We start from the raw sequence: 16,001 nt of genomic DNA on the forward strand, positions 1-16,001 counted from the left end.
GCGCTCCATGTCCCAGAGCCCGATCGTGCTGGATGTCACCGGCACCGACATCCAGGGCGAATCCGCCCGGATCCGCGAGCAGGGCCCCGTCACGCTGGTCGAGCTGCCCGGCGGCGTGACGGCGTGGTCGGTCACCGACCAGGCCGTGCTCAAGACCCTGCTGGCCGATGCCCGCGTCTCCAAGGATCCGCGCCAGCACTGGTCCGCGTTCATCAACGGCGAGATCACCGAGGCCTGGCCGCTGCTGCCCTGGGTGGCCGTGGAGAACATGTTCACCGCCTACGGCGCCGACCACCGCCGGCTGCGAAAGCTGGTGTCCCCGGCCTTCACCCACCGCCGCACCACCGCCATGGGCGAACGCATCGAGGCCATTGTCGCCGAGCTGCTCGACGAGCTGGCCGCGCTCCCGGCGGGCTCGGTCGCCGACCTGCGCTCGCTCTACGCCTACCCGGTGCCGATCCGCGTTATCAGCGGCCTCATGGGGGTGCCCGAGCACCTCGACGCCGCCATCCACAAGTGCGTCGACGGCTTCTTCGACGGGTCCCTGTCCGCCGAGGAGTCCATGGCCAACTTCCTCGAAATGTACGAGCGCGTGGGCGAACTCGTCGCCTACCGCCGCGACAACCCGGGCGACGACATCACCAGCGCCATGATCGCCGCCCGCGACGACGAGGACGGCTCGCAACTGGCCGACAAGGAACTCGTCGAAACCCTCATGCTCGTCATCAATGCCGGGCACGAGACCACCGTGAACCTGCTCGACCAGGCCATCGTCGCCCTGCTCACCCACCCGGAGCAGCTGGCCGCGGTCGTCGCCGAGCAGGCGTCGTGGAACGACGTCATCGAGGAGACCCTGCGGTTCCAGTCGCCGGTGGCGCACCTGCCGCTGCGATACGCGGTGGAGGACATCGAGATCGACGGCTTCACCATCCCCAAGGGCGAGGCCATCCTGGCCTCCTACGCCGGCGCCAGCCGCGACCCGCGGATCCACGGTGCGACCGCCGACAGCTTCGACATCCACCGCGACACCAAGGACCAGCACGTCGCCTTCGGCCACGGCGCCCACCACTGCCTGGGCGCCCCGCTGGCCCGGCTGGAGGCCGCCATCGCGCTGCCCGCCCTGTTCGAGCGCTTCCCGAACCTCCGGCTGGCCACGGACGCAACGGAATTGACCCCGCTGGGCAGCTTCATCTCCAACGGGCACACCAGCCTGCCGGTGCGGCTGGACGGCGAGTAGACACGACCGTTCGCGGGCCGGGTTCGCGCCCGGCCCGCGAACCCGGCTCCGCGGCGGCGCTCGACAGTGGCTCCGCCTCGGGCTTCGAGAGTGAATCAGCCTCCGGCGATGGGCGGCCGTACGGTGCCGAATCCGGTGGCCTGCTCGAAGGCGTGCCCGACCTCCAGAACCAGGCGGTCGGCACGATGCGGTCCGACGATCTGCAAGCCCACCGGCAGCCACGCGGTGGTGAATCCGGCGGGCACCGACAGGGCCGGACATCCGGTGGCACTGATGAAATACGCCGACCGCATCCAATCCAGATAGGTGTACATCGGCTCGCCGTCCACCGTGTCCGGATACTCGAGCGCCACATCGAACGGCGGTACCTGGCTCACCGGCAGCAGCAGTACGTCATAGCGTTCGAAGAACTCCCGCATCCGATGGAACAGCATCGTGTGCAGCACTTCGGCGTCGGCGATGTCGCGCCCGCTCAGCGCCAGCCCCTGCTCGATGTTCCACACCAGCGACGGCTTGACCAGATCCCGGTGCGCCAGTAGCGGTTCCAGCGCCAGCGCGAACAGCCACGCGCGCAGCGTCCGGAAGACCTGTTCTGCCCCCGACAGATCCGGGCAGTCCTCGGTCACGACCGCACCGAGTTCGGAGAACACCCGGACCGCGGGTTCGAGCACGTCCCGCACCGCCCGATCGACCGGCACCGCGCCGCCCAGATCCGGCGACCACGCCACCCGCAGTCCGCGCAGATCCCGGTCCAGGGATCCGGTGAAGATCGAGCCGGGTTCGGTGATCGCGATGGGACTGCGCGGATCCGGGCCCGCCAGCACCGACAGCAGCAGCGCCGCATCGGCCACCGTGCGCGCCATCGGTCCCTGCACCGTCAGCGTTCCCCACGCGTAGGGATCCGGCCAGGTCGGCACGCGGCCCGGCGATGGTCGGAAGCCCACCACATTGCAGAACGATGCCGGATTGCGCAGCGACCCGCCCATATCGCTGCCGTCGGCCAGCGGCTGCAGACCGCACGCCAGCGCGGCCGCGGCGCCGCCGCTGCTGCCACCCGCCGACTTGCCGAGATCGTAGGGATTGCGGGTGGCGCCGAAGATCGGATTCACGGTGTGCGAGCCGGCCCCGAACTCCGGCACATTGGTCTTGCCCACCGTGATGACCCCGGCCGCGTGCAGCCGCTCGATCAGCAGCTCGTCGCGCTCGGGGATCTGCTGCGCCAGCAGCGGGCTGCCGTAGGTGGTGCGGATGCCCGCGGTGTCGTGGGTGTCCTTGTGCGCCATCGGAATTCCGTGCAGGGGACCCGGTTCGGCCCCGGCGGCCACCCGCTCGTCGGCGGCGCGGGCGGCGTCGAGCGCCTGCTCGCCGACCAGGGTGACGATGGCATTGACCTTGGGATTGATCCGCTCGATCCGATCCAGGTGGGCGCGCACCACCTCGACGGCCGAGACCTGGCGGGCGCGCAGCCAGCCGGCCAACTCCCGCGCGGACGCGTAACAGATGTCGGAATCCACCGGCGCTCCTCATGATCCGGATGCGATTGCCTCGGCTCTCATAGTGACGCTCGCAGCCCGAATCCTCGACCCCTGTCGTGCACCCGGATGCCCGGCTCGATGGCTGCCGCGTGGTTGCGGGGTGGATGCGGGACTCGCCGCGCGGTGCGGTTCCCCCCGCTTCCCGGGGGCCGCCGGTTGGACGCTGGAGCTTCGGCGCGATACTGGCCGGGCGTCTTTCCACGTGTGTTCAGCGATCCAGATCCGTCACACAGGAGGAACGAAAACATGGTCATCATTCGGAACCGTCACCGCTCGTCCGTCACCGCGGCTGTCGTCGCGGCCCTGGGCGCGGGGGTGCTGCTCGCCGCGGCGCCCGCGCTGGCCGCCAACTCCATCACGGTCGAGTCGGCGGGAGCCTCGTCGATCGGCATCGACTACATGTGCGAGGCGTCCGCGGGCGTCGCCGGCATCCTGGCCATGGTCGGCGATCCGAACGCGGACCGGCCGGCCGCCACCGGCGAGCAGGACTCGTTCACCTGCGACGGCTCCCAGCACGCCGCGACCATCGCGCTCGCCCCGGTGGCGGGGGAGACGCCGCTGGTATCGGGCGCCCCCGTGCAGGTCCGGGTCGCGCTGGTCGATCAGAGCCAGACCGTCGTCTCCGGGACTGCGAGGTTGCTCACCCTCGGCTGAGCCTTCGGTGCGCAAGCTGTTTTCTGCCCGACAACATTCGGAAACCTGCCGTTAGAAAGCGGCTGCCAGACTCGCCGCCGCGCGCCCGATGAGCATCCCGTCGGGCCGCGGACGGCCGTCGCCGTCGGAGCAGAACAGTCGCCAGGTCAAGCGCGCCGGCGGCACGCGAGAACCAGGACCCCGGACGTGCGATACCGCTCGATGATTTGCAGCATGGCAGTAATGGCTGCGGCGGGGCTCGTCTCGCTGTCCTCGACCCCCTTCGATCCCGCGGCGCGCGCCCAACCGGATGTGATGACGCCCGCCGGTCCGGGGACCGCGCCGGGGGCGCCGGACGGTTCGGCCATTGTCGGCATCCGGCGCGTCGACGATCGGCACCTGGAACTCACCGTGCACTCCGCCGCCATGAACCTCGACTTTCCGGTGGATGTGCAGTTGCCCGCCGACCGGTCCGCGCCCCGACCGGTGCTCTACATGCTCAGCGGCGGCAGCGGCGGCAAGGGCGCGGCCTCCTGGGATCGCCGCACCAATGCCTTCGACTTCCTGGCCGACAAGGACGTCAATGTCGTGCAGCCCATCGGCGGCGCGGCGTCCTATTACGCCGATTGGCGGCAGCCGGATCCGCGGCTGGGCGTCATGAAGTGGACGACCTACCTCACCGAGGAGCTGCCCCCGCTCATCGATGCCGCGCTGGGCACCAGTGGCGTGAACGGTCTTGTCGGAGTATCGATGTCGGGGACGTCGGTCCTGCAGTTGCCGATCGCCAAACCCGGCCTGTACCGCTCGGTGGCGGCGTTCAGCGGCTGCGCGCGGATCGCCGATCCGGTGGGCGAGATGTATGTCCGGATCACGGTCGGGTTCGGCGGCGGCGACGCCGGCAATATGTACGGCCCGTCCGGTGACCCGATGTGGGCGGCCAACGATCCCTACCTGCACGCCGAGGCACTGCGCGGGCTCGACCTGTACCTGTCCAGCGGCAATGGCATGCCCGGGCCGCACGACAAGGCGGGGGACCGCCACTTCGCCGGTGCCGGAGACAGTCTCGCGAATCAGATCCTGGTGGGCGGCATTCTCGAGGCCGCCGTCGACCAGTGCACGCACGCCATGGCCGACCGGCTCGCGGATCTGGGCATCCCGGCCACCGTGGAACTGCACCCCTACGGCACACACTCCTGGGGTTACTGGGACGACGAGCTGCCCGCCTCCTGGCCGGTGCTGGCCCACGGGCTCGGGTTGTAGCGCGAGCCGGTCAATCCTGTTCCGGCGGTAGTTGTTCCAGCGCCCATCGGGCCCAGTCCCTGTTCATGGCGGTGGCCCGGGCGCCGTATTCGAGCGCGAGGTGGCCGTAATGCGACAGGTTACTGTCGGTCCAGTCGATGTTCTGCTCGAGTTCGCCCAGTTCGGCGTGGGCGTGTTCGGCGCGTTCCGCGATGCCGGCCAGGTAGGCGCGGGCCTGTTCGGGCGGCAGGATGCCGAGGAAGAACACGCGCAATAACGTGTCATTGCGCGTCACCTGTTTCGGCCGAGTGGTGGTGAGCCAGGTGCGGAGGTCGTCGAGCCCGGCGTCGGTGATGGTGTATTCCTTGCGGCCGCGCGGTCCTTCGTCGCTGACGGCGATGAATCCGGTGTCGGCGAGTTTGGTGAGCTCGGTGTAGATCTGGCTCTGTGTCGCGGGCCAGACATTGGCCAGCGAGTGCTTGAAGGTCCGCAGCAGGTCGTAGCCGCTGGCGGGACCATCGGACAGCAGCCCGAGCAGGGCGTACCGGAGACTCATGCCCCCTACCTTACATTCCAGTATTGACATGTCGAGTATGGAGGCTCAGGCTTGGACATGTCAGAATTGGAATGTCGCGACGTCGAGGAGCCCGGCTCCTCCGGCAGGCAGGTATCGAACATGACCACACCTCCCCACCTCACCGGCAACTACGCGCCCGTCGCCGACGAGCTCACCACCCACGACCTACCCTGCACCGGAACGATTCCCGAGGAACTCACCGGCTGGTACCTGCGCAACGGGCCCAACCCGCACGCGGCGGCCTCCAAACACTGGTTCCTCGGCGACGGCATGGTGCACGGCGTGCGGATCGAAGGCGGGCGCGCGGTGTCCTATCGCAATCGGTGGGTGCGCACCAGCACCTTCACCGACGGCGCCCGGGGCATCGACGAGCAGGGCCGGCGGGATTTCACTGCGGGCGTGGCGAATACACACGTCATCCGGCACGCCGGACGCACGTTCGCGCTCGTCGAATCCTCGTTTCCCTACGAATTGACCTGCGATCTGGACACTCTGGGACCGCACGATTTCGACGGCAAGCTCACCACCGCCATGACCGCGCACCCGAAGACCTGCCCGGTCACGGGGGAGCTGCACTTCTTCGGCTACGACTTCTTCGAGCCCTACCTGACCTATCACCGCGCCGACGCGGCCGGCACGCTCGAGCTCAGCCGCCAGATCGACGTCCCGGCCGCGACCATGCACCACGACTTCGCGCTCACCGCGAACCATGTCGTATTCATGGATCTGCCGGTGGTTTTCGACCTGCAGACCGCCATGACCGGTGCCGGCATGCCGTTCCGGTGGAACGACGACTACCAGGCCCGCCTCGGAGTACTGCGCCGCGACGACCCGCACGGTGAGGTGCGCTGGTTCGCCATCGAACCCTGCTACGTCTTCCACACCCTCAACGCGCACGAGGAAGACGGCCGGATCGTGCTGCACGCCATGCGCTATCGGAGCATGTGGCGCTCCGACTCCCGCGACTTCGACGAGGGCGCGACACTGTGGCGCTGGACCATCGACCTCGCCACCGGGGCGGTCCGCGAGGACCAACTCGACGACCGCATCGCCGAATTCCCGCGCATCGACGACCGCCTCGCGGGCCTGAACGCCCGCCACGGCCACGTCTCGGTCTCCGACGGCGGCGTCGGCGCGCTGCTGCGCTACGACCTCCACACCGGCTCGAGCATCGCCCACACCTTCGGCCCCGGCCGCCTCCCCGCCGAGGCATCCTTCGCCCCCGCCGACGAAACCCCGGGCGGCGCAGGCTATCTCATGTCCTACGTCTACGACTCCGCCGAGGACCGCAGCGACCTCGTCATCCTCGACGCCACCGACCTGGCAGCCGCACCGGTGGCCACCATCCACCTGCCCCGCCGGATCCCGTACGGCTTCCACGGCAACTGGCTGCCCGACCACTGAGACGCTCGAGTAGGCGGCCGCTACCGATCGTGGCTTCCCGCATGCCTTTCTGGATCTGCCCATGCCTCGGCAGCGTCATCGCGGGCGAGTCGGCCTTCACACCACGGGGATTCAGGGGGTGCGCGACAGCGTCAGTCCGAGCCCGTCGATGCGGAACTCGTTCGTGGTGACGCGGACCGGCGTATCGGTGAAACGGCGTCCCGCGAGGGCGGTCTGGAGGAACTCGCGGACCGGTGCCGGCTGATCCGGGAGTGTCGCGAGGGTGTCGGCGGGGATCTCCACGGTGCCGTCGAAACTTCTGGGCTGATCGGTGATTCCGGACGCCTGGACCGTCTGGCGGAGTCCGTCCACGGTATGCAAGGTCAGGTCGAGGTGGCTGCCGTCGGCGAAGTCCAGGCGCAGCGGGGTGGGGGAGACCGCGACATCGAAGGACTCGATCCGCACGGCCACGCCCGACGCGGTCCGGCCCGCATAGGTGTGCGGCGATGCCGCCACGGTGTCATCGGCCGGGTGGCCGGTGCCGGTGTTGTCCAGCAGACGGCCTGCCAGCGGAAGGTCGGTGGGTACGAAATCCCACCGGTCGGCGGCGAGTTCCTTCACCCAATAGCCGGTGCGCCCGCCGTCGACGCCTTCGACACGCAATTCGCGTGCGTCGGAACCGATTCCGGTCTTGTGGACGGAAACCCGATCGGTGATCCGACCGGGAATCCTGGGCTGCCGCAGCCAGTCCGGTGCGGGTAGCTGGATCGCCGCGTAGTGATCGTCGATCCGCTCACCGAGCATGTCGGGCGCCGCGGGCCGTCCCCACTGATCCTCGTAGGAGTAGCGGAAGAACACCTTGTCCGCGCCGGAGATGTCGAAATCGTAGAGCCGCGTGTAGAGATTGCCGAACCGATCCACGACCAGCGTGGTCGATCCGCTGGTGGACAGCGCCACCGCGCGGAAGCGGCCCTGGTCGGGCGTGGACATCTCGTAGCTGTGGTCCAGCGGCAGCCACGGGTCCACGTAGTGGATGCGGTGGCCGTCGTCGGTGAGCGCGAAGACGTGCGACACCTTCGCGCCGCCGACATTGTGATCATTGCCGGCGGTGTCGCGCCAGAGGTGATCCTCGTTGGGCGACAGCACCGACCAGGTCCAGGCGATCGTGCCCGGCGGCAGGGTGTTGCCCGGGCCGGTCCACAGCGGTGTGCCGTAGCGGCTGCTCCAGTTCCAGTCCGCGGGTGCGCTGAGGATGTGGTCCATGGTGAAGAAGCGGCCGTCGACGTCGATGGCCATGAGTTCGTCGTCGTCCGCCGAGACGCCGGCGATCCGGCCCGCCATGCACCCGGGCAGCGGCAGCGTGCGCCAACCGCCCTGCGCGGCCGCCTGTTTCACGTAGACGGACCCGTCGCGCACGGCGAAGGACCAGCGGCGGTTGAACGTTTCCGCGGTGGTCCGCAGGAAGACCTGATCCGGTAACGGGACGGCGGCCGCCGGGAATGCGTCGAGTCCGGCCGTGGACTCGTCCGCGCCCAGTTCGGGCGTGCCGACGGTGCCGAGCAGCGTGCACGCGGGCGGTTCGGCGGACGCGATCTGCGGGGGCGCCGCCACCGCGAGCGCGAGTCCGGCGGCCGCGGCGAGCACGCCGCGCCGCACTGCGGGTTCGGGCATCACAACCACCCGAGGGAGCCGAACACGATCAGGGCGAGGGCGTCGATCCCCAGAATCGCGCCCACGGCAATGACTTTCGCCCGTACCGTCTTCAGGTCGTGGACATAGAAGCAGGCGATGAAGAACGGCACGTATCCGAACAGCCAGATGAGGTACGGGAAGCCCGCGTGCCACCAGGACCAATCCCAGGTCAGCACACCCGCCTTGTTCAGCAGCACCTCCACGCCGACCGCGGCCGCGGAGTTCGCCGCGATGAGGACCGGCCGGTTGGGCAGGCCCAGGATGCGAACCTCCCTGGGCGGCAGCATCTTCGCCGCGGCCACACCCATGATGGCGAACATGAAGCAGATCTCGATATTGAGGCCGATGAGGATCTGATAGGCGGTCGGCCCCGTCGCGCCCCACACCGGCGCCCGCCCGGTGGCGTGGAAGACCAGCGAGTTCCAGATCTCGTTGAACCAGTCCATGCCCCACAGGGCCAGCCCCGCGAACAGCACATTCCAGTTCCGTCGTTCGACCTCGGTCGCATAGACGTAGATGACGACCAGCAGCAGCGGAATCACGTACCACTTGAACTGGCTGCTGTCCCGCAACAGCTCGAGCGCGGCCCGCGCGTGATCGGTCATCGCCGAACCCCTCCTCATCACCGTTGAGCCTGGCGAGTGTGTGACAAATCACCGTGAAATGTCAACATGTAAGCCAGAACTGCCGGTTTAGGGATCGGTCTGGATTCGTCGTCAGCCTGACCACGGGCCTGGTGGATCCGGAACAGGTCGCCGTCGCGTTCCCGGTCGCGGTCGGGGCGGCCGAGACCGGAAGCGACACCATCCCGATGTGGCGGGGGATCGGTGACGATCCGGCCGTCACCTTCGGCTACCGAGATCGCAGCATTCAAGTACCGGCCGGTGTGTCCGGATTATTTTCCTGCTGTCGGGCAGACGTGCTCTATTGCCAGGCCGACCAATTTGGCCGTGTCGTCGTGCGAGAGGTGAATTCCGGTGGTGGTGGATTCGTCCAGCGCTTCCTGATAGGGATCATTGGCTTCGTCGGCTTTGTTCGCGTCCTGGAGATTCACGTCCGCCTTCACATTCGGGTCGTTCGAAATGACCTTGGCGGCCGCGGCATCGCGCAGGAACTGTTGGTCGTTAGCCCCCTGTGTCGAGAACGCGTGGACTGGGGTGGATGCCAGGTGCCATCGGGCCCCTGCCACGGCCCGGCACCCTGCGGAAAGTCGTTCATTGTTGATCCTGTCGACCAGAGTGGAATTCGGGTGTGCGCGCCGCGCGGAAATTGCCACCCGTCCAGTTCGATTACGCGACTCGCTAATTAGAATGCAACTCTAACGTTCAGACTTTCCGAGTCGCGAGAGACTCACATGAGCTGAATCGAATAGAGTCGATGGCTGCGCTCCCAAGCCCACGTTGAATCCAAATATGTACCGGGTGAGTATCGGTGCCGGGCGGCAATCCGACCCGCCGTCATCCCAATTCATCGTCGATTGGAATGCGTGTCGTTCCCTATTCGCCACGGCGGTGCGCACCCCGCCGACCCACCGGCGATACGCCTCGCGAGCGGCCCTCGCCGGGGTTGCCCGCCGCGCGCCGACCGGCTCTGGGAGTGTGACCGCCGTTACCCGGTTCCCGGTCTGCGGTAGCGAGGGATGTGCTCGATTCGGTCCCAGGGAGGTGGCCCCGGTAAAATCGGTGGTTCTTGTGTGCCGCGATGGCGCACACTCGTTCAGTTAACTACCGGCATCCGCTGTACCCGAGGAGAAGCTTGTGATCACCGCGACCGACCTGGAGGTCCGGGCCGGAGTCCGCACCCTGCTGACTGCGCCGGGGTCGGCGCTGCGGGTGCAGGCCGGGGATCGGATCGGGCTGGTGGGGCGCAATGGTGCCGGGAAGACCACCACCCTGCGCATTCTCGCCGGTGAGGGTGAACCCTACGCGGGCAAGGTCATCCGTTCCGGCGAAATCGGCTATCTGCCCCAGGATCCGCGCGAGGGCAACCTCGATGTGCTCGCCAAGGATCGCGTGCTGTCGGCGCGCGGGCTCGACGCCCTGCTGCGCGATATGGAGAAGCAGCAGGCGCTCATGGCCGAGGTCGCCGACGACGCCGAACGTGAGAAGGCCATCCGCAAGTACGGCCGGCTCGAGGAGCGCTTCTCCGCCCTCGGCGGCTACGTGGCCGAGAGCGAGGCCGCCCGCATCTGCCACAGCCTGGGCCTGCCCGACCGGGTGCTGAACCAGCAGCTGCGCACCCTCTCCGGCGGTCAGCGCCGCCGAATCGAATTGGCGCGCATCCTGTTCAGCGCCTCCGACGGCAGTGGCGGCAAGTCCGACACCACGCTGCTGCTGGACGAGCCCACCAACCACCTCGACGCCGACTCCATCACCTGGCTGCGCAGCTTCCTGCAGAACCACGACGGCGGCCTCATCGTCATCTCCCACGATGTCGACCTGCTCGGCGACGTGGTCAACAAGGTGTGGTTCCTCGATGCCGTGCGCGGCGAGGCCGACATCTACAACATGGGCTGGAAGAAGTACCTCGACGCCCGCGCCACCGACGAGCAGCGCCGTGTCCGCGAGCGCGCGAATGCCGAGAAGAAGGCGTCCGCGCTCAAGCAGCAGGCCGCCAAGCTCGGCGCGAAGGCCACGAAAGCCGCTGCGGCACACCAGATGGTCAAGCGCGCCGAGCGCATGCTGGCCGAGGCCGACGAGATCCGGGTGGCCGACAAGGTCGCGCGTATCAAGTTCCCCGAACCGGCTCCCTGCGGCAAGACGCCACTGATGGCCACGAACCTGACCAAGCTCTACGGGTCGCTGGAGATCTTCACCGGCGTGAACCTGGCCATCGACAAGGGCAGCCGGGTCGTGATCCTCGGCCTCAACGGTGCGGGTAAGACCACCATGCTCCGGCTGCTGGCCGGGGTGGAGACCCTGACCGCCGGGCAGATCGAGCCCGGACGCGGCTTGAAAGTCGGATATTTCGCCCAGGAGCACGACACTCTGGACGATCAGGCCACGGTCTGGGAGAACATCCGCCACGCCGCACCCGATGCGGGCGAACAGGATCTGCGCGGGCTGCTCGGCGCGTTCATGTTCTCCGGCCCGCAGCTGGAGCAGCCCGCCGGCACCCTGTCCGGCGGTGAGAAGACCCGCCTGGCACTGGCCGGTCTGGTCTCCTCGGCCGCGAATGTCCTTCTGCTGGACGAACCTACGAACAACCTGGACCCCGTCTCGCGTGAACAGGTGCTCGACGCACTGCGCAGTTACGCGGGTGCGGTCGTACTGGTGACCCACGACCCGGGTGCGGCCGAGGCGCTCAACCCCGAGCGGGTCATCATGCTCCCCGACGGCACCGAGGATCACTGGTCGCAGGACTACCTGGAACTGATCCAGCTGGCGTGAGAATGCGCCTCCCACACGGAAAAACGCGTGGTCGCCAAAAATCGGTGACTCACATCACAGCGTTTCGTTGATCACAGGCATCCGAGTCTCTAACCTGGAATGAGGCGCCCACGGCGACTCGGAGGAAGCCATGAGTGACAGGCCCGCACAGGGTAAAGCCGTATTGGGTAAAGGCACGCGCGTCACCGGGAAATCCCGCGATCGCCTGCAATCCCAGTTGAAGAAGCAGTACGAGGCCGGAGCCAGTATCCGGTCCCTGGCCCGGGAGACCGGGCGGTCGTACGGCTTCATCCACAACGTGCTCGTGGAGTCGCATGCGCAACTCCGCAGCCGGGGCGGTGCGAACCGCCGCAAGGCCGCCAAGGCCGGCAAGTAGCGTCTTTCCCTTTTCCGGGAGTGGATTGCGGGTTCTCGACCGGCGAAAGCCGGTCGACGACTTGCGATTCAGGACGACCAGCCGCGAATTCGGGCGATACGGTGCGATGTTCGACGATTCGCCGCGATGTTCGAGGAAGCGCGATGGCCTGCGGCCGCTAGGGGATCACGGTCCCGTCGCCGAGAACCAGTAGGTTTGCGAGGCTCTGGAAAATCGGCAGACCGGTCTTGATTTCGAGATAGGCGAACTGCCCCTGGGGGTTCACCTCCAGGAAGTAGAACTCGCCGTCGAGACCCACCCGCAGGTCTAGCACGCCGAAGGCCAGTCCCAGCGCGCCCATCAGCGTGGTGAGCGATTTGCTCACCGAGGCGGGCAGGCGGTCGGCGGTGAAGGCCACCGACGTGTCCAGGCGCGAATCCACCCGTCCCACACCGGATTGCGAGTCGATGCGCACCACCCACTCGATGCCGTCCACCCAGACGATGCGCAGATCGCTCTCGGCCTGGATGTAGTCCTGAAAGATGGTGGGGGAGTTGCGGATCGTTGCCAGCCGGTCGAAATCCGCCGGGGTGAACAGCCGGGTCTCGGTGAACGCGCCGCGCCCGGTGCCGGTGCGCTTGTAAACCACTGACCCGGGCCGGGATTCGATGAAGGCGCGCGCCTCGTCGGGATCATTGGTGATGAGGGTTTCCGGGACCGCGAAGCCGGCGCGGTGGGCCGTCTCCAGCTGCACGACCTTGCGGCTCGCGGTGCGGTCGGCCCCGGGGTCGTTGACCCACAGGGCCGGGATCGACCACAGCAGTCCCTGGAGGAAACCGTCGCATTCGGCGCGGCGGTAGGTATCGTCCTCCTCGGACAGACCGGCCGGTACAGCGCAGGGGTGGGGCCGGCGCCACCACACCGAGGTGACGTCGTCCAGCCCGAAGATGTGCGACAGGCTGCGGTAGGAGCCGTCCCCGCCGAGTCGGAAAGTGCCGTTCTCGCGGGGGAAGTCGCGCATATCGAGGCGAATCGGGTTGTGCCCGTGGTGTTTGCGCAGGGTGGCGGCGAGGGCGTCGCCGTGGAGGTCCTCGGCCTCGGTGACGATGAGCACCGATCCCATGGTGGGGGCGGCCATGCGCGCTTCCGTCAGTCCAGGCTGTCGCAGGCGATGCCGTCGTCGCTGCCGAGGTGCGACCGGGTCTGGCAGCAGGTCATGGTGGCCCCGCCGGCACCGGGACGAGTGGTGAGATCCAGTCCGCGGGCCCAGATTTCGGTGAGCTCGCGCAGTTCGTCGTCGCCCCGCGCGGGACTGTGGTCCGGCGACAGGGTGAGGGGACGATCGGTGACCTCGACGCGCCGGCGCCGCGTGAAATCGGCAGTGGCGCCGGACCGTACGCGCACCAGCACCGGGCGGCCCTCGCAGCTGCCCTGCGCCGTCGCAGCATCCCACCGGGCGATGTCGAGGACATCGGTCCGATGGAAGGTCCAGGTGGTGCCGTCGCCGACACGCACGCTGATACTTCGCTCGGTGGCTGCGACAAGATAGCCCGGTAGCGGAGGCGAGGTGCTGGCGAGGATCGCCGATCCCGTTCGGTGCAGGGCGCCGGTCATGCTGAACTCCGATCTGCTCGGGATTTGCTGCGGGGCCGAGCGTGATCTGAATCATATCCCGCTGGGCACCGAATTCGGTCCGCAACGAAAGATTTCAGCTACTCCGGCAAACTCTGGCCGGTTTTCGGAAACCGCTCCCGCCGAAAGATTTTCGCAGAAAAACCCGGACCGGCCGGTGTGGTCGGCGTCCGATCAGAGACCGAGGATGTCCGGCGAGTCGGCCACCGCCCGCAGGGTCGCACCGGGATCCGCAACCAGTTTGCGGGCGGCGAGATCGAGAATGCCGGAGACGACATCGATCTCCGCCGACACCGTGCCGTCGAGTTTCACAATCTGCTGGCGCATCCGGAAGATCTTGCCGCCGGTCCATTCGAATTCGCAGCTCACCGCGACCTCATCGCCCAGATGCAATTCGCGCAGGTACTTGACCGTCTGTTCGAGCACCACCGGCCCGATTCCCGCGGCCACCATCTTCTCGCCCGGCAGCCCGCCCGCCCGCAGTAGCTCCCAGCGCGCGTGCTCGGCGTACTGCAGATAGACGGCCTGATTCAGGTGCCCATTGATATCGAGCTCGTACCCGCGGACGGTGATGGGGACAGAGAACGCCATGAACGTACCAACCCGGCTCGCGGCAATGATCATTCCGCGTTTTCGGTGGTCTGTGGCACACCCCCGCCGGCGACCACCGGGCTACTGGGGAGTCAGGACGGCGTTCTCGCGTATAGCGGCAGATTGCCGTGCCGCTCTCGGTGCCGGTGCGTGACCGGCGGATCGGTCATCGTGCCCTGAATTGCGCGCTCGGGATCGCGGCGGTGCAACGGGAACCGACCGGTGTAGCCGGTGTGCCGCACGACCCGCCGCGGGAATCACGCGATCACCGATGCGGTTCGGCGGATTCCCCTGCGGCAGCGCAGGTTTCACGGTATCGCGGGTCCGCGAGGGTGGGCGCGGGGTCAGGCGCGGTTGGCGTTGCGCTCGGCCCACCACTGCGGTGCGTCGATGAAGTGGTTGTCGTATTCCTGCTGGGCGGCCTCGATATCGGCCGGGGTGGCCTCGCCATGGGCGAGCCGCTCGAGGAAGCGGAAGTAGCCGTGGCGTTCGACGCCGGGCATGAGGGCGATGAGGATGCGGGCCGGGCTGTCGGGGGCCGCGCCGAAGGCGTGCGGCATGAACTTGGGGACGACGATCGCGCCGCCCGCGCCGACGGTGACGATCTTGTCCCCGGCCAGGACCTGCAGTTCGCCGTCGGCCACGTAGAACAGCTCGTCGGAGAGGGTGTGGTAGTGCGGCATCGCGCCGTCGGCGCCGCGGGTCATGGTGACCTCGACGGTGCTCACCGACCCGCCCGCCTCGTCGGAGTCGATGAGCAGCCGCACCGAGACGGGCTCGCCGCCGATGATCTCGGCGTCCTGCGGCTGGCGGATGGCGGCGGGGCGGGAAGCGGTGGTCATGTCGAACTCCATGTGATTCGGTGGGAGATAATTCGCTACCGAACTATATGCCATCGAATAGAGTGGTGTCCATGGTTGAGAAGAAGACCGACGTCGTGGACGTGATCCAGGAGCAGTGGCGGCGGGAGCGGCCGGACCTGGACGGCGAGGCCATGGCCATCATCGGGCGGCTGGGCCGGCTCACCGTGGTGGCGACCGAGCGGATCGAATCCGTGTTCACGGCACACGGATTGCAGCGCGGCGAGTTCGATGTGCTTGCGACACTGCGACGTTCGGGGGAGCCCTACGAGCTCAACCCCTCCGGCCTCGCGGACACCCTCATGATGTCGCGAGCAGGCATGACCGGCCGGCTGGACCGGCTCGAGAAGGCGGGACTGGTCCGGCGGATCGCCGACCCGGGCGACCGGCGCGCGATCAAGGTCGCGCTCACCGATCGCGGGCTGCACCTCATCGACATCGTCGTCACCGAGCATTTCGAGAACGAAACCCGGATCCTCTCCGCGCTTTCCGACCAGGAGCGCGCGTCCCTCGATCGCATCACCCGGCGCCTGCTGACCGAGCTCGAACGCGAGGGCTGACCCGGGCGCCGGCGCGGGCCGAGGGCTGCACCCTCCGGGAATCGTTTCAATCGCGTTGCGCATAACCGGTGCTCAGCCCGCGATGCGGGACGCGCCCCGCGAGCGACTGATCAGGCGAGGGGATCGGGCTGGGCGCGGCCGTGGGCGATGTCGTGGAACGCGGCGCGCAGCAGCGCGGTGATCCGTTCCGGCGGTGCGTCACTCAGTCCGTCCAGGTGCAGCAGATGGCGCCCGATCACGACGCCGATGGTGAGCGCGCCGAGCAGCCCGGCGCGCAACTCGGCCTCGTCCCCGGCGAGGTGCCCGGCGGCCTGGCGC

16 protein-coding genes and 1 pseudogene are annotated in these 16,001 nt (G+C 68.0%); 7 read left to right on the forward strand and 10 right to left on the reverse strand.

The window, feature by feature from the left end; all coding sequences use genetic code 11:
• Positions 1 to 7 precede the first annotated feature (7 nt).
• Positions 8 to 1,237 (forward strand): cytochrome P450, encoded by a 1,230-nt coding sequence (locus ACFXN1_RS24860; RefSeq protein ID WP_379439221.1) that lies wholly within the window; start codon positions 8 to 10, stop codon positions 1,235 to 1,237.
• A gap of 95 nt (positions 1,238 to 1,332) precedes the next feature.
• On the opposite strand, the gene ACFXN1_RS24865 is transcribed toward ACFXN1_RS24860, so the two are convergent.
• Positions 1,333 to 2,751 carry an amidase gene (locus tag ACFXN1_RS24865; protein ID WP_379439222.1) on the reverse strand — a complete coding sequence of 473 codons (1,419 nt, stop codon included), beginning with the start codon at positions 2,749 to 2,751 and terminating at the stop codon, positions 1,333 to 1,335.
• Positions 2,752 to 3,018: 267 nt separating this feature from the next.
• Here ACFXN1_RS24865 and ACFXN1_RS24870 point away from each other — a divergent pair, with 267 nt between their 5' ends.
• Together ACFXN1_RS24870 and ACFXN1_RS24875 are read left to right on the forward strand one after the other, a co-directional pair.
• The gene (locus ACFXN1_RS24870; RefSeq protein WP_379439224.1) at positions 3,019 to 3,426 is read left to right on the forward strand and encodes a hypothetical protein; all 408 of its coding nucleotides are present in this window, start codon (positions 3,019 to 3,021) and stop codon (positions 3,424 to 3,426) included.
• 213 nt (positions 3,427 to 3,639) lie between these two features.
• The gene (locus ACFXN1_RS24875; RefSeq protein ID WP_379439225.1) at positions 3,640 to 4,665 is read left to right on the forward strand and encodes an alpha/beta hydrolase; all 1,026 of its coding nucleotides are present in this window, start codon (positions 3,640 to 3,642) and stop codon (positions 4,663 to 4,665) included.
• A 10-nt stretch (positions 4,666 to 4,675) separates the two neighbouring features.
• Here ACFXN1_RS24875 and ACFXN1_RS24880 read toward each other — a convergent pair whose 3' ends face one another.
• Positions 4,676 to 5,200 (reverse strand): PadR family transcriptional regulator, encoded by a 525-nt coding sequence (locus tag ACFXN1_RS24880; protein WP_379388318.1) that lies wholly within the window; start codon positions 5,198 to 5,200, stop codon positions 4,676 to 4,678.
• Between the two features lie 120 nt (positions 5,201 to 5,320).
• Here ACFXN1_RS24880 and ACFXN1_RS24885 point away from each other — a divergent pair, with 120 nt between their 5' ends.
• Complete coding sequence (locus tag ACFXN1_RS24885) at positions 5,321 to 6,625, forward strand: carotenoid oxygenase family protein (protein ID WP_379439226.1); 1,305 nt, start codon at positions 5,321 to 5,323, stop codon at positions 6,623 to 6,625.
• Between the two features lie 111 nt (positions 6,626 to 6,736).
• Here the strand turns inward: ACFXN1_RS24885 and ACFXN1_RS24890 are convergent, their stop codons facing one another.
• The 3 genes from ACFXN1_RS24890 to ACFXN1_RS24900 form a co-directional block, all read right to left on the reverse strand.
• A complete protein-coding gene (locus tag ACFXN1_RS24890; RefSeq protein WP_379439228.1) occupies positions 6,737 to 8,275 on the reverse strand; it encodes a hypothetical protein in 1,539 nt (512 codons plus the stop codon).
• Positions 8,275 to 8,901: a hypothetical protein gene (locus ACFXN1_RS24895; RefSeq protein ID WP_379439230.1), complete on the reverse strand. Its 627-nt coding sequence runs from the start codon at positions 8,899 to 8,901 to the stop codon at positions 8,275 to 8,277. Before ACFXN1_RS24895 ends, ACFXN1_RS24890 begins: the two co-directional genes overlap by 1 nt.
• Positions 8,902 to 9,191: 290 nt before the next feature.
• A complete protein-coding gene (locus tag ACFXN1_RS24900; protein WP_379439232.1) occupies positions 9,192 to 9,572 on the reverse strand; it encodes a hypothetical protein in 381 nt (126 codons plus the stop codon).
• Positions 9,573 to 10,053: 481 nt separating this feature from the next.
• On the opposite strand from ACFXN1_RS24900, the gene ACFXN1_RS24905 reads away from it, so the two are divergent.
• Together ACFXN1_RS24905 and ACFXN1_RS24910 are read left to right on the forward strand one after the other, a co-directional pair.
• Positions 10,054 to 11,685, forward strand: a complete 1,632-nt coding sequence (locus tag ACFXN1_RS24905) for an ABC-F family ATP-binding cassette domain-containing protein (RefSeq protein ID WP_354845378.1) — start codon at positions 10,054 to 10,056, stop codon at positions 11,683 to 11,685.
• A gap of 130 nt (positions 11,686 to 11,815) precedes the next feature.
• Positions 11,816 to 12,061, forward strand: a complete 246-nt coding sequence (locus tag ACFXN1_RS24910; RefSeq protein WP_379395817.1) for a helix-turn-helix domain-containing protein — start codon at positions 11,816 to 11,818, stop codon at positions 12,059 to 12,061.
• A 157-nt stretch (positions 12,062 to 12,218) separates the two neighbouring features.
• Here ACFXN1_RS24910 and ACFXN1_RS24915 read toward each other — a convergent pair whose 3' ends face one another.
• The 4 genes from ACFXN1_RS24915 to ACFXN1_RS24930 all read right to left on the reverse strand — a co-directional run bounded on the left by ACFXN1_RS24915 (position 12,219) and on the right by ACFXN1_RS24930 (position 15,105).
• Positions 12,219 to 13,178 (reverse strand): hypothetical protein, encoded by a 960-nt coding sequence (locus ACFXN1_RS24915; RefSeq protein WP_379439234.1) that lies wholly within the window; start codon positions 13,176 to 13,178, stop codon positions 12,219 to 12,221.
• A gap of 11 nt (positions 13,179 to 13,189) precedes the next feature.
• A complete protein-coding gene (locus ACFXN1_RS24920) occupies positions 13,190 to 13,654 on the reverse strand; it encodes a hypothetical protein (protein ID WP_379439235.1) in 465 nt (154 codons plus the stop codon).
• A 192-nt stretch (positions 13,655 to 13,846) separates the two neighbouring features.
• Positions 13,847 to 14,263 (reverse strand): acyl-CoA thioesterase, encoded by a 417-nt coding sequence (locus ACFXN1_RS24925; RefSeq protein WP_379439237.1) that lies wholly within the window; start codon positions 14,261 to 14,263, stop codon positions 13,847 to 13,849.
• Between the two features lie 344 nt (positions 14,264 to 14,607).
• Positions 14,608 to 15,105, reverse strand: coding sequence for a cupin domain-containing protein (locus ACFXN1_RS24930; RefSeq protein ID WP_379439238.1), 498 nt, complete (start codon positions 15,103 to 15,105; stop codon positions 14,608 to 14,610).
• Positions 15,106 to 15,176: 71 nt separating this feature from the next.
• Between ACFXN1_RS24930 and ACFXN1_RS24935 the strand changes: the two genes are divergently transcribed.
• Entirely contained in the window at positions 15,177 to 15,683 is a 507-nt protein-coding gene (locus tag ACFXN1_RS24935; protein WP_379439240.1) for a MarR family winged helix-turn-helix transcriptional regulator, read from the forward strand.
• A 110-nt stretch (positions 15,684 to 15,793) separates the two neighbouring features.
• Here ACFXN1_RS24935 and ACFXN1_RS24940 read toward each other — a convergent pair.
• Positions 15,794 to 16,001: pseudogene (locus ACFXN1_RS24940) on the reverse strand (hypothetical protein); the annotation flags it as partial.

The sequence above is a fragment of the Nocardia sp. NPDC059154 genome (assembly GCF_042755705.1).
GTDB lineage: Bacteria > Actinomycetota > Actinomycetes > Mycobacteriales > Mycobacteriaceae > Nocardia.

Excerpts from the sequence above, each read along its gene's own strand:
- ACFXN1_RS24885 (WP_379439226.1), top strand. The coding sequence starts at position 5,321 with ATGACCACACCTCCCCACCTCACCGGCAACTACGCGCCCGTCGCCGAC.
- ACFXN1_RS24870 (WP_379439224.1), top strand. The coding sequence starts at position 3,019 with ATGGTCATCATTCGGAACCGTCACCGCTCGTCCGTCACCGCGGCTGTC.
- ACFXN1_RS24925 (WP_379439237.1), bottom strand. The coding sequence starts at position 14,263 with ATGGCGTTCTCTGTCCCCATCACCGTCCGCGGGTACGAGCTCGATATC.
- ACFXN1_RS24915 (WP_379439234.1), bottom strand. The coding sequence starts at position 13,178 with ATGGCCGCCCCCACCATGGGATCGGTGCTCATCGTCACCGAGGCCGAG.
- ACFXN1_RS24920 (WP_379439235.1), bottom strand. The coding sequence starts at position 13,654 with ATGACCGGCGCCCTGCACCGAACGGGATCGGCGATCCTCGCCAGCACC.
- ACFXN1_RS24895 (WP_379439230.1), bottom strand. The coding sequence starts at position 8,901 with ATGACCGATCACGCGCGGGCCGCGCTCGAGCTGTTGCGGGACAGCAGC.
- ACFXN1_RS24910 (WP_379395817.1), top strand. The coding sequence starts at position 11,816 with ATGAGTGACAGGCCCGCACAGGGTAAAGCCGTATTGGGTAAAGGCACG.
- ACFXN1_RS24935 (WP_379439240.1), top strand. The coding sequence starts at position 15,177 with ATGGTTGAGAAGAAGACCGACGTCGTGGACGTGATCCAGGAGCAGTGG.
- ACFXN1_RS24880 (WP_379388318.1), bottom strand. The coding sequence starts at position 5,200 with ATGAGTCTCCGGTACGCCCTGCTCGGGCTGCTGTCCGATGGTCCCGCC.
- ACFXN1_RS24875 (WP_379439225.1), top strand. The coding sequence starts at position 3,640 with ATGGCAGTAATGGCTGCGGCGGGGCTCGTCTCGCTGTCCTCGACCCCC.
- ACFXN1_RS24890 (WP_379439228.1), bottom strand. The coding sequence starts at position 8,275 with ATGCCCGAACCCGCAGTGCGGCGCGGCGTGCTCGCCGCGGCCGCCGGA.
- ACFXN1_RS24860 (WP_379439221.1), top strand. The coding sequence starts at position 8 with ATGTCCCAGAGCCCGATCGTGCTGGATGTCACCGGCACCGACATCCAG.
- ACFXN1_RS24930 (WP_379439238.1), bottom strand. The coding sequence starts at position 15,105 with ATGACCACCGCTTCCCGCCCCGCCGCCATCCGCCAGCCGCAGGACGCC.